Below are 13,402 nucleotides of genomic sequence, written 5' to 3' on the forward strand. Positions count from 1 at the left end.
GTCAACGTGGTTGCGATCGACTCATGGCGCCTTTAGCAAGAGAATGAATGGGGCAAGGCCTCGAAATTAGCACGCCATTCGTCCAAAAAGATATTACCGTCGCATGCTGGCCCCCGCCGTGCTTTACCCAAGCCTGACGGCTCGCTACTGTAGCCAAAACGCAGTTCAGATTTGCCGCGAGACACCATGGAAAGGCCAACTCCGCACTTGTTCGCCACGGGTTCCTCCCCCACCTTCCCCGCCGCTTCTATCGACAACTCCGCCTGCATCCGCTTCCCGCACGTAATGGACCCGCTCAATGACAGAGCAATCGCACATTTCCTCGCCGCCCTCCCCTGATGAACGAACAGGTGAAGTGGAAGGAGAACGCCCGGACGAACCCGCGGCCAGCCCAGAGAGCCTGGAAAAACTACGTAGCCGCTTGCTAGACCTGAGCGCGCGAAACCGCCTGCTGAATTTTTCGCATGCGCGCTCAAAGCGTTTCGCGCGCATCATCGATGAACTGCCCGACCACCTGTTCGAAACCCTGACCGACGAGCAGGCCATGCGCTTCGCGCCCGTGCCTGACCCTACCGAGAAGCAACTGCTTGAACGCGGTTACCTGTGCCGTGACGAACAGACCGGCAACGTCGTTGAGCTTAAAAAGCCACCTACGGCAGAAGCCTGGGCGCAGGTGCTGGGCATGAATATCGACTATGAGCTGCCGCTAGCCGCACCTGCCGCTGGCCGCAAGCACACCGACGACGCCATCCAAACCCTGTATTACCCCTCTGAACTCGAAGCACGCCTGCAATTGCTCTACACCCAGGCGCGCCTGTCGCTGGACGAAACCGGTGCCAATATCCTGTACCTGGCTATCGGGTTTCTGGAATGGGACGAGTCGGTAATAGGCAAGCACAGCACCCGACTGGCGCCGCTGATACTGCTGCCCGTTCGGCTGGACAAGGGCAAGCTGAACACCAAGACTGCCACCTTTGACTACGAGGTGGTGCACACCGGCGAAGACATTCTGACCAACCTGTCGCTTCGCGAGAAACTGCGCCGCGATTTTGGCATTGCGTTGCCAGCGATCACAGACGACGTGCTGCCTGAAGCGTATTTCGAGCAGGTGCGGGCCACCGTGCTGACGGTCAAGCCGGAGTGGAAGCTGCACCGCTACGCCTCGCTTGGCCTGTTCGAGTTCGGCAAGCTGATGATGTACCTGGACCTGGAACCGGCCAAGAACACGACGCTGCTACAGAACAGCCTCGTGCAGCGGTTGATCGGCCTGGGTGATGCGGCTCAGGCCGAGGCGCCCCCTAGCGGCTTCAGTGCCGAATACGCCATTGACGAACTCCAGGATGTTCATCACGAGTACCCCCTTATCGATGACGCCGACAGCTCGCAGCACAGCGCACTGGTAGACGTTATGCGGGGAGAAGACGTGGTGATCGAGGGGCCACCGGGCACCGGTAAGTCTCAGACCATCACCAACATGATCTCGGCGGCGTTGGCGCAGGGCAAGAAAGTGCTGTTTGTGGCTGAAAAACGAGCGGCCCTGGAGGTGGTGAAAAACCGCCTGACCCGCGCAGGGCTAGGGGAGTTTTGCCTGGAGCTGCACAGTCATAAAAGCCAGAAGAGCGCCGTCGCTTCCAGCATTGGGGCCCGCATCAGCAACCGGGGTAGCTACCGTGCGCCGGCGCAGCTGAACGCACTGATCGCCAACTACGAGCAGCTTAAACAGCAACTCAATACCCACGTGCAGCAACTGCACGCGCCTTACGCCAACACCGGCCTGAGTGCCCACCAGATATTGATGCAGGCGACCCGACTGCGCGAATCGCTGAGCGTGCGGCCCGCTGACTTCCACCCTGCCGCCGCAGCGCAGCTGGACACTCGGCAGGTCAGCGAACAGGCAGGCTACTTTGCCCACCTCTACAGCCGTACCGCTGAAGAAGCAGGTCAAGCCGGCCATCTCGAAACCCACCCTTGGTTCGGCTCTACGCTTACCCACGTGAATGGCCCGCAGCGGGCTGAGCTGTTCGAGAACCTGCACGCCGCCATTGAAGCCTTGCAAACGCTGGAGGTAATACGCAGCCAGGTGGCCGCCGCCCTGGACACACCAGGCATCGCCACGCTCTCGCCTTCACAGCTCCAGGACCTGGCCGTGGCGCTGGTCGCGGTGCCGCTGCCTAAAGGGGACGAAGACTGGACACTGATTCAGCGGCTTGACGCGGCCACCTGCGACCACTTGCAGGCCTGGCTGGAGGAAACCGATGCGCTCATGCGTCAGCAGGTGGAGCTGGGCGCTGCTCTTCAGCCTGCGGCGGTGACTTCGCCTGAGGCACTGGCCACCCTGCAACGTGCCTGCCTTGTCATCCGTCAGCACAACGATAGCCCGGCCCTTTCGCTCAATAGCCTACTGGAACAGGTACAGCAGGCCCGAGCCGTGCTCGACGAGGCCGTTCTGCTACACCCTTTGCTTCAGGCCATCGGTCGACGTGGCGTAGCCCCTTCACTTGGGACCGACAAGCAAGGCCTTGAAAAACTCAAGTCGTTGCTCGAGTGGCTACAGCAGATGCCATTGTCGCTGGCTGAGTACCGGCACAAACGCTTTGAAGAGGCCGCGCTGGACCAGCACTTGCCCGAGCTGAGCGTGCGCATCGAGCGCATCAAGCACTCACAAGACCAGGCCAGCCAGGGCTTGAGCCTTGAGCGCTTGCCGGACGCTACCCGCCTGGAAGATCTGAAACGCGTACTGGACGACCCCTCGCTGTTCCGTTGGCTCAAAGGCCCATGGCGGGCTGCGCGCAAGGAACTGATGGCGTTTACCCGCCCAGGGGTCACCTTCACTGCGGCCCGCGAGGCCTTGGTACATGGCATTGCCTATGCGCATCAAGTCGCACAACTCAACGACCACAAGGCTTACCGCGATAGCCTCGGTGAGCATTTCAACGGTGTTCACACTGACACCGACAGCCTTATCACCCTGCGCGGTTGGTACCGCGCGTTGCGAGAAGCCTGCGGCCGTGGTTTTGGGGGCTCCGTCTGGATAGCGGAGTACCTGCTCACAGAGGAGGCAGCTGTTCTGGACGCGACGTTGACCACCGCCCCACAGGTCAAAGCGTACCTCGACGGAGTACTCGAACATCGCGCCGCGTTAGAAGCCTTGCTTGCGTTCGATGCCCTTGCCTTGCAATCCCAGGACCTGCTCGCGGCCGACGGGCTGTACCGTCACCTGGTGCAGGTGCTGGGTACCGCCCTTAATGACCTCCTGCCGCTGATCAGCGAACAACGCCCCACGCTGGGCCGCGTTGCTGAACTGACCAAAACCGTCGAGCGTTGGCAAGAGCGCGCAGCTGCGCAGCAGCAGAATACCACTGTACTCGAAAGCCTCAGCGGCGAAGCAGCCCTTACCTTCGATAACCCATCCCAAGCCGGTGCACTGCTATTGAAGTGGCGCCACAGCCTTGCCCTGGCCAGGCCTGTCATGGGCTTGCCAGTCACTCCGGCGCTCGTCGGCCGGCTGCTCGGCTGCACGCCCAAGCAAGCAGAACAGGTAGTTACCGCCTGGCATGAGCACGGCAGCGCGTTGACCGACGCCGCTCAGGCGTGGCGAGAAGGCTTTGAACAGTTCTGCACGTCTGCGGCCTTGGAGCCTGCGCAGTGGTGGTTGAGTACGGACCAGGCTCGCTTGGAGCGTTGTGTGCAGCGGCTGCAATGGGCTGCGAACAACGACGACGTTCTGGAGCACTGGCTGGAGTATCGCCGGTTGCGCAACCGGCTGGCTGAGCTAGGTTTTGAAGCCGTCATCCAGGCGGTGGAGAACAAAACCCTCCCGGCCGACCGCACCCAGGACGCGTGCCAATTGGGCCTGCTGGACGCATGGGCCAAGCAGTTACTCGAAGACAACCCGGCCCTTGGCCAGTTTTCGGGTAAAAGCCAGGAGGCTGTTCGTGCCCGGTTTGCAGACATCGACAGCCAACTGGCCAGGCTTCAGCGTGAGCAATTGGCCGCGCAGATAGACCAGCACCCGGTGCCTGAAGGCAACAACTCCGGCAAAGTGAAAGAGCGCACGCAACTGGCGCTGTTGAAGAACGAGGCCAGCAAAAAAACCCGCCATGAGCCGATTCGTTCGCTCATGCTGCGAGCAGCCGAGGCGCTGCAAGGGCTCAAGCCCTGCTTCATGATGTCGCCCATGGCCGTAGCCCAGTACTTGCCTGCCGGCAAAGTGCATTTTGACATCGTGGTCATGGACGAGGCCTCTCAGATGCGCCCGGAAGAAGCGCTGGGGGCTATTTCCCGAGGGGCTCAACTGGTGGTGGTGGGCGACCCCAAACAGCTGCCGCCTACCAACTTCTTCGCACGCCAAGGCGGCGACGATGACGAGGACACCGACGAACTCTCACTGGCGCAAGACTCAGAGAGCATTCTCGAAGCCGCCATGCCGCTGTTCAAATTGCGCCGCTTGCGGTGGCACTACCGCTCGCGCCATGAAAGCCTGATCGCGTTTTCTAACAAGGCCTTCTATGACGGCAATCTGGTGGTGTACCCCTCGCCACACCGTGAGTCTGCTGAATTTGGCGTGAAGTTCGTCAAGGTGGCCCATGGCCGATTCGTCGAGCAGCGCAACGTCGAAGAGGCCGACTTGGTGGCCAACGCCATTGAGCATCACTTGCTGCATCGGCCGGAAGAGTCCCTGGGCGTGGTTGCAATGAACCTCAAGCAGGCGGACCAGATCGAACGCGCTCTGGAACAACTCGCCAAGCAAAACCCTGCGTTGCAGGCAGCGCGGGAGCGTAGCGAGGCCTCGGCCGAACCCCTGTTCATCAAAAACCTGGAGAACGTCCAGGGGGATGAGCGGGACGTGATCTACATCTCGGCCACCTATGGCCCCCTGGAGATCGGCGGCAGCGTGCCTCAACGCTTTGGGCCTATTAACGGTGGTGATGGCTGGCGTCGGCTGAACGTACTCTTTACGCGCTCGAAAAAGCGCATGCAGGTGTTCTCGTCCTTCACCGGCAGTGATGTGTTGATCACTGGCACCTCCAGCCGAGGCGTCCAGGCGCTGCGCGACTTCTTGCTGTTCGCGGAATCCGGGCGCATGCCGACTATTCGCGAAAGCGATCGCGCGCCTGACAGCGATTTCGAAGTGGCCGTGATCGAGGCCTTGGAACGGCACGGCTACCAGTGCGAACCCCAGGTGGGCGTGGCGGGCTTCTTCATTGACCTGGCGGTGCGTGACCCTGGGCAGCCAGGCCGCTACCTCATGGGCGTGGAGTGCGATGGGGCGGCGTACCATTCAGCGAAGTCGGTCCGCGACCGAGACCGCTTGCGTCAAAGCGTATTGGAGCAATTGGGCTGGCGTATTCGGCGGATTTGGTCCGTGGACTGGTTCCGTAATGCCCGCTTGCAACTCGAACCGCTGCTGCAAGAGCTCGCTACCCTGCGTACCGACCCAGCCCTGCAGGCGCACGCAGAGGCAGCAGCGGAGCAGGAGGTAATCCTGCAAACAGTCGCCCGGCAAGCGCAGCACGCAGAGGTGCTTGCCGCTGAACCAGGCTCAAGCCTTCGGGAAAGGCTGCTTTATCTGGAGGAGCAGGTCATTCGCCCAGCCTTGCCAGACACCGCCCTGAACCGCCGCTTACTACGGCCTGCCATGCTGGAAGCGTTGCTGGAATTCAAGCCAGCCGACCGAGGGGAATTCCAGCAACGGTTGCCGGGTTATCTGCGCGATGGCACAGACCCAGTGGAAGGTCGGTTCCTGGATGACGTACTCACGTTAATCGCGGGCCATGCATAACAGGCCCCGCGCCATAGTCATGAAGCAATACCTACCCATTGGAGGCCTGAATGTACAGACTGTTTGGCGCACCTAGATCAGGCTCGGCGGCAGTGGAAATCGCCTTGAGGTATTGCAAGGTTGAATATGAGGTAACGAACGCTGAGGCCCCCGGCAACGACGACGAACTCCAGCGCGTCAACCCGTTGCGGCAGGTGCCTACCTTATTGCTCCCTGATGGTCAGGTGCTTACCGAAAGCGCCGCGATTCTGATCCACCTTGGGCTTAGCTTCCCGTCGTCGGGCCTGCTTTCGCCGTTGGCCGAGCTGCAAACACAGCAGTTGCGCAGCATGGTGTACCTGGCAACCAACTGCTATGCCGCCATCGGCATCATCGACTACCCGGAGCGCTGGCTGAGCGACGCTACCCCGGAGCACTCACAGCGTCTGGTGGCGGGTGCAACGGCTCGTCTCTATCACCAGTGGGCGGTGTTCAGCGACACCTTCACACCGCAGGCTTGCTGGCAGCCGAAAACGCCAGGCGCCCCTGAAATCATTGCCTCGGTGATTTCCCGTTGGTCAGGCACACGTGAGTACCTGCGCACCGCCCGCCCTCAGGTTCATGAGATGTTGCTGCTGATAGACCGGCATCCACGGGTGGCACAAGTGTGTGAGCGGCATTGGAAGGGATAAGAGGTCAGCCGTGGTACAGGCTGCGGCTTTACTAAGGAACCCAACTGCACTTTTATGCGACTTATCACCACGTACCTGTGGAACATTGCACACCATGATAACGCCACCTGGCGCTCACCAAACAGCAGCACCCGCGGCGCAGGAGCCTATTCAACGTGCAGAACGCAGCGCTGACGTTCGCACTGTAGATCCGTTGTTTGGCCCAAACCGAACAGTTTCGACGCCATGGCTCGAAGGGCAAAAAAAGTTACTGTCCGAGGCTAACGCCGCGCTTATCGATCATGCGGTGGCAGCGCTAGAGGGCAGCGTTGCCGTCATGCACCCGGTGTGCGAAAACGATGGCGGGCGCTTTGAACTTTCTCAACCGTTTCGTGGCGCCGAGCAGGTTACGTTTGGCATCAATGCCAGGGGCGAAGTAGATCGCTTGAAGGTCTCGAATGCGAATGCCTCGGTCTCTGCAGCCATTGGTGAACGTTCCGCAAGTGAGGAGCCCCCCGCCAAACAAGCAAAAATAAGCAGTAATGAGCGTCGAGTGACCGGATTGGTGCCGCCAGGGCGCTCCTACGGCACCCCGTCTACGCTGCCGAAACAAGACAAGAAGCGAGCCCATGACGCATTGGAGCTCGACACGCCCCCTGCCGACGAAGATGCTCGCATTCGCATGAAGCTTGAGGGCCGCGCAAACGGGCAGTTTCCTGGGGGTGTTGGTCCAGTCAATCTGAAAATAGCCCAGAGGGTGTCCGGTAGATACGGTGACGCCGGAACCCCTGCCAAGCAGCCACCGCAACTGGCCATATGCGGCGAAGACGGTGTCTGGCGAGGCACGCCGCCCGACGGTTCATTGAGTCTGGAAAAACTCAACGGGCCTTTTATCTTCGTTACCTTACTTGACGGTCAGATTCGTCTTGGCAACGTAATCAACGGGCAGAATGCCCATGCACTGCTCGCCGGCAATGCCAAAGATGTGCGGTATGCGGGAACGGTGACGTTCGCAGATGGGCAAGTGAAAGGTTATACCAACGAATCCGGGACCTATGTGCCCAAGTCCGTGTTGCGCTATCAAGCGGGTTTTAACCAGGCCGCTGGTTTTAGCGAGGTTGGCCACCCATTCGTGCCTATCTCCGCTGAATCAAAAACGTCCGCCAAGCAGGCCTTCGAACAAATGGTTCGCAGCCGCGTTGAGCGGCGGCTCCAGTCAGAAGAGTAAGCAGCGAAGCCTTGCAATATGCCGTTGAACGCAAAAGCCCCGCCGTGTAAACGCACGGCGGGGGCTTTTACTTGACCGTTAGGAGGCGTGTTTAAGGTGTGCGTTAGAACGGAATATCGTCATCAAAGCTGTCGAAATCAGCCGGTGCTTGCTGCTGTGCAGGCTGCTGCTGAGGCGCCTGGCGCGACTGCTGTTCGGGCTGCGATTGCTGACGGGGGGCCTGCTGGCGTGGCGCCTGGTTGTAATTGCCGCCGCCGTTGCCGCCGCCGCTGGGTGCTTGCTGATCACCCTGTGGGCGGCCACCCAGTAGCTGCATGGTACCTTGCATGTCCACGATGATTTCAGTGGTGTAACGCTTGATGCCGTCTTTTTCCCACTCGCGGGTTTGCAGCTTGCCCTCGATGTACACCTGAGAACCCTTGCGCAGGTATTCACCAGCGATTTCCGCGACCTTGCCAAACATGGACACCCGGTGCCATTCGGTGCGCTCGACCTTCTGGCCGCTCTGCTTGTCGGTCCATTGTTCGCTGGTAGCCAGGCTCAGGTTGGTCACGGCGTTGCCGTTGGGCAGGTAGCGGACTTCAGGATCCTGACCGCAAGTGCCGACCAGTATGACTTTGTTAACCCCGCGGGCCATAACGTTCTCCTAGGCTTCGCACTTAGCGTGACGTGGGTTTACCAACGCGTCCAACGCCGTGCGGTCCAAAATTTTCGTGTCCAGTTTGATGTAGATGGCAGCTTCCTCGGCCACCACTACCGCATCCGTTACCCCTGGGACGGCCATTAGCCGCTCGCTCAGCCCGGTGTCCTGCAGCGACTCAGGCGAAAGAGGCAGGCGTAGGCTGGTCACATAGGGCGGTTCCCGCATAGTACCAGCAATAGCTACCCACAACATGAGCAATACCGCACAGCCCAGGAACACCCCGCCCAGCCCCCCGTGTTGGAACATCCACCCGCCTAGAATGCCGCCAAGCGCGGCACCCAGGAACTGACTGGTGGAATACACCCCCATCGCGGTGCCCTTTCCGCCTGCAGGCGACACCTTGCTAATCAGTGAAGGCAGCGAGGCTTCCAGCAGGTTGAACGCGGTGAAGAACACCACCGTGCCGATAACCAAACCACTCAGGCTCTGAGCGAATGCCCAGAAATAGAGCTCGGTCAGCGCCAGCACTGCGATCGCACCCAAGAGCACGCGTTTCATCTTGCGCTTCTTTTCGCCGTAGATGATGAACGGAATCATTGCGAAGAATGAAACCAGCAGCGCGGTCAGGTACACCCACCAGTGCTGTTCTTTTGGCAGGCCGGCGCGCTCGACGTACGCCAGTGGCAGAGCGACGAAGCTGGACATGAGGATAGCGTGGAGGATGAAAATACCCGCATCCAGGCGCAGCAGATCGGGGTGGCGCAGTGTGGGGCCCAGGGCTTGGCGGGCAACGCCCGATTCTCGGTGACGCAGCGCGCGCGTGGAGCGCGGCACCACGAACGCGACGATCAGCACCCCAAGCAAGGCCAACACAGCCGTGGCGAAAAACAGCCCTTTGAGCCCGAACGCACGGGTCAGCAGTGGCCCTACCACCATGGCCACGGCAAACGACAGGCCGATACTCATGCCAATCATGGCCATTGCCTTGGTGCGATGTTGCTCCCGGGTGAGGTCTGACAGCAACGCCATGACCGCCGCAGAGATGGCCCCAGCGCCTTGCAGCACGCGCCCGAGGATCACCCCCCAAATGCCGTCCGCCTGCGCCGCTACCAGGCTGCCAATGGCGAACATTACCAGGCCTACGTAGATCACCGGCAAGCGGCCCACCCGGTCGGAGATCATGCCAAAGGGGATTTGCAGCACGGCCTGCGTCAGCCCGTACGCGCCGATGGCCAGCCCAATGAGCGGCAAGGTAGCCCCGTTCAATTCCATGCCATAGGTCGCCAATACTGGCAGCACCATGAACATGCCTAGCATGCGAAACGCAAACACCAATGCCAGGCCGGCAGCCGCGCGGGTTTCGCCGCCGCTCATGCGTTCGCTGTGGAGATCTTGCATGGAGATACCTCGTGTGAACCGGCCGAGATTCTACCAGTCCCATCGTTTGACGGCACATTGAGTGACGCTATGCCACATGAATGGATTTTCATGGCCGGTGGGCGCATTCAATTCGGGCCCCTTTGGGCGCAGTACGCCGGGAAGTGAGTTTGCCCGGCAGCCCCCGTATACTTTGTGTTTATGCCCGCCGAGCGAGGCCGCCTTGGACAAGATCCTGATTCGTGGGGCACGCACCCACAACCTGAAAAACATCGACCTCACCCTGCCCCGCGACAAGTTGATCGTCATTACCGGCCTTTCGGGCTCTGGCAAATCGTCCCTCGCGTTCGACACCCTCTATGCGGAGGGTCAACGGCGTTACGTCGAGTCGCTGTCGGCCTACGCCCGGCAGTTTTTGTCGATGATGGAAAAGCCTGACGTCGACACCATCGAAGGATTGTCGCCGGCCATTTCGATCGAGCAGAAATCCACCTCTCACAACCCCCGCTCCACGGTGGGGACGATCACCGAGATCTACGATTACCTTCGCCTGCTCTATGCCCGCGTGGGTACACCGCGCTGCCCCGACCACGACACCCCCCTGGAAGCACAAACCGTTTCGCAGATGGTCGACCTGGTCATGGCCGAGCCTGAAGGGCGCCGTTTGATGCTATTGGCGCCTGTGATCCGTGAGCGCAAGGGCGAGCACTTGGGCGTTTTGGAAGAGCTGCGTGCCCAAGGTTTTGTACGCGCCCGGATCGATGGCAAGCTGCATGAGCTGGACGAAGCGCCCAAGCTGGATAAACAAAAGAAGCACAGTATCGACGTGGTGGTGGACCGTTTCAAGGTGCGCGCCGATCTGCAGCAACGGCTGGCCGAATCCTTCGAGACCGCGCTGAAGTTGGCCGACGGCATTGCCTTAGTGGCGCCTATGGAAGAAGGCGATACTGGCGAAGACATCATTTTCTCCGCCCGTTTCGCTTGCCCCATTTGCGGTCACGCCATCAGCGAACTGGAACCCAAGCTGTTTTCCTTCAACAACCCGGCAGGCGCTTGCCCCACCTGCGACGGCTTGGGTGTAAAGCAGTTCTTCGACCCCAAACGCTTGGTCAATGGTGAGCTCACCCTGGGTGAGGGCGCCATTCGCGGCTGGGACCGACGTAATGTGTATTACTTCCAGATGCTAGGGTCCCTGGCCAAACATTATGCGTTCAGCCTGGAAAAACCCTTTGGCGAATTGCCGGCAGAGAAGCAGAAGTTGCTGCTGTACGGCAGTGGCCGCGATAACGTTGATTTCCGGTACCTGAACGACCGAGGCGATATCGTCAAACGCTCTCACCCGTTCGAGGGGATTGTCCCGAACCTGGAGCGTCGTTATCGGGAAACCGAATCCACCAGTGTTCGTGAGGAGCTGGCTAAGTACCTGAGTACACAGCCTTGCCCTGAATGCCGAGGCACGCGCCTGCGGCGTGAGTCTCGCCATGTGTGGGTAGGTGAGAAAACGCTCCCTGCGGTTACCGGCCTGCCTATTGGTGAGGCCTGGGATTACTTTGGCGGGCTACAGCTTACCGGCCGTAAGGGCGAGATTGCCGACAAGATCCTCAAGGAAATTCGCGAGCGCTTGCAGTTCCTGGTGAACGTAGGCCTGGATTACCTCACGCTTGATCGGAGCGCTGACACCCTGTCCGGCGGAGAGGCGCAGCGTATTCGCCTGGCCAGCCAGATTGGTGCTGGTCTGGTCGGGGTGATGTACATTCTGGACGAACCCTCCATTGGCTTGCACCAGCGCGACAACGACCGGCTGCTGGCAACCCTCAATCACCTGCGAGACATCGGCAACACCGTTATTGTGGTAGAGCACGATGAGGACGCGATCCGCTTGGCTGACTATGTGGTTGATATCGGCCCGGGTGCGGGGGTACACGGTGGCGCTATTGTCGCCGAGGGCACGCCGGAAGAAGTCATGGCGCACCCAGACTCACTGACCGGCGCCTACCTCTCTGGGCGCAAGAAGATTGTTTACCCGGCCAAACGCACGCCTAGAGACAAAAAACTCACGCTCAGCATCAAGGGCGCGCGCGGCAACAACTTGCGTAATGTGGACCTTGAGATCCCTATCGGGCTGCTGACGTGTGTAACCGGTGTATCGGGCTCGGGCAAGTCTACCCTGATCAACAATACCCTGTTCCCCCTGAGCGCCACGGCGTTGAATGGTGCTACTACCCTTGAGCCTGCGGCGCATGACAGCATCGACGGGCTGCAGCACCTGGATAAGGTCGTGGACATCGACCAGAGCCCCATTGGCCGTACGCCGCGCTCAAACCCTGCTACCTATACCGGCTTGTTTACGCCGATTCGCGAGTTGTTCGCAGGCGTGCCGGAGGCTCGGGCTCGCGGGTATGGCCCGGGGCGGTTCTCCTTCAACGTCAAGGGCGGCCGTTGCGAAGCCTGCCAAGGCGATGGCCTTATCAAGGTAGAGATGCACTTCCTGCCCGACATCTACGTGCCATGCGACGTGTGCAAGAGCAAACGCTATAACCGGGAGACCCTTGAGATTCGCTACAAGGGCAAAAGCATCGATGAAGTGTTAGGCATGACCATCGAGGAGGCCCGGACCTTCTTCGACGCAGTGCCTGCCCTTGCGCGAAAGCTCCAGACGCTGATGGATGTGGGCTTGTCCTATATCAAACTGGGGCAATCCGCGACTACGCTATCCGGTGGTGAGGCACAACGGGTAAAGCTTTCCCGGGAACTGTCCAAGCGCGATACGGGCAAGACGCTGTACATCCTTGATGAACCTACGACGGGCTTGCACTTCGCCGACATTCAACAGTTACTGGATGTGCTGCACCGACTTCGTGACCATGGCAATACCGTAGTGGTAATCGAACACAACCTGGATGTGATCAAGACGGCTGACTGGCTTGTGGATTTGGGGCCGGAAGGTGGCTCACGCGGCGGACAGATTATTGCCTGTGGCACCCCAGAACAAGTCGCCAAGATGTCGCAGTCCTATACCGGGAAGTACCTGAAGCCGCTGCTTGAGCGGGATAAGGCCTGACCTTTTACCGAAATGAGGTTCGCCAGCTTCGCTGGCTCTTACAGAGAGGAAGCATAGACTTGGGTGAAGGCTCAATTCTACCGCGTGTAAGAGCTAGCGAACCTCTCGCCAGCTTCGCTGACTCCTACAACGCTAGTGCATGCTTTAGGCTAGTTACCCATCTGTGATTGCAGATAGTTCTGCAGCCCGATGCGGCGAATCAAGCCTAGCTGTTTTTCCAGCCAGTAGGTGTGGTCTTCTTCTGTATCTGCCAGCTGCAGTTTGAGGATGTCCCGGCTAACGTAATCCCGGTGCTGCTCGCACAGCGCAATCCCCGTGCACAGTGCTGCACGCACCTTGTACTCCAACCGCAGGTCGCTCTGCAGCATTTCTGGCACCGTGGTGCCTACGTCAAGATCGTCCGGGCGCATGCGCGGTGTGCCTTCGAGCATCAGGATACGGCGCATGAGGGCATCGGCATGGCCGGCCTCCTCTTCCATCTCATGGTTGATGCGCTCATAGAGCTTTGCAAAGCCCCAGTCTTCATACATCCGCGAATGAATAAAGTACTGGTCGCGGGCCGCGAGTTCGCCGGTCAACAGCGTGTTGAGGTAGTCGATAACATCTGGATGACCTTGCATAGCCCACATCTCGTTGCGTTTCAGAAGGGCATAGTGTGGAC

The 13,402-nt window shown here is 60.0% G+C and carries 7 protein-coding genes; 4 read left to right on the forward strand and 3 right to left on the reverse strand.

Annotated features, from left to right (window positions below):
• Nucleotides 1-298 precede the first annotated feature (298 nt).
• The 3 genes from hhe to AC4LE2_RS18565 are packed head-to-tail and all read left to right on the forward strand — an operon-like array spanning nucleotide 299 to nucleotide 7,660.
• Complete coding sequence (hhe, locus tag AC4LE2_RS18555; RefSeq protein ID WP_491827302.1) at nucleotides 299-5,782, forward strand: DUF4011 domain-containing anti-phage protein Hhe; 5,484 nt, start codon at nucleotides 299-301, stop codon at nucleotides 5,780-5,782.
• A 50-nt stretch (nucleotides 5,783-5,832) separates the two neighbouring features.
• Entirely contained in the window at nucleotides 5,833-6,453 is a 621-nt protein-coding gene (locus AC4LE2_RS18560; RefSeq protein ID WP_491827304.1) for a glutathione S-transferase, read from the forward strand.
• A 10-nt stretch (nucleotides 6,454-6,463) separates the two neighbouring features.
• Nucleotides 6,464-7,660: a hypothetical protein gene (locus AC4LE2_RS18565; protein ID WP_491827306.1), complete on the forward strand. Its 1,197-nt coding sequence runs from the start codon at nucleotides 6,464-6,466 to the stop codon at nucleotides 7,658-7,660.
• Nucleotides 7,661-7,763: 103 nt separating this feature from the next.
• Here AC4LE2_RS18565 and AC4LE2_RS18570 read toward each other — a convergent pair whose 3' ends face one another.
• On the reverse strand, nucleotides 7,764-8,297 hold the full coding sequence (locus AC4LE2_RS18570; protein ID WP_491827308.1) for a single-stranded DNA-binding protein: 534 nt from the start codon (nucleotides 8,295-8,297) through the stop codon (nucleotides 7,764-7,766).
• Nucleotides 8,298-8,306: 9 nt separating this feature from the next.
• Complete coding sequence (locus tag AC4LE2_RS18575) at nucleotides 8,307-9,701, reverse strand: MFS transporter (RefSeq protein ID WP_491827310.1); 1,395 nt, start codon at nucleotides 9,699-9,701, stop codon at nucleotides 8,307-8,309.
• Nucleotides 9,702-9,903: 202 nt separating this feature from the next.
• Here AC4LE2_RS18575 and uvrA point away from each other — a divergent pair, with 202 nt between their 5' ends.
• Nucleotides 9,904-12,741, forward strand: coding sequence for an excinuclease ABC subunit UvrA (gene uvrA / locus AC4LE2_RS18580; protein ID WP_491827312.1), 2,838 nt, complete (start codon nucleotides 9,904-9,906; stop codon nucleotides 12,739-12,741).
• 149 nt (nucleotides 12,742-12,890) lie between these two features.
• Here the strand turns inward: uvrA and bfr are convergent, their stop codons facing one another.
• Nucleotides 12,891-13,361, reverse strand: a complete 471-nt coding sequence (gene bfr, locus AC4LE2_RS18585) for a bacterioferritin (RefSeq protein ID WP_491827313.1) — start codon at nucleotides 13,359-13,361, stop codon at nucleotides 12,891-12,893.
• Nucleotides 13,362-13,402 lie beyond the last annotated feature (41 nt).

The organism is Pseudomonas sp. 9.3L (assembly GCF_058536285.1).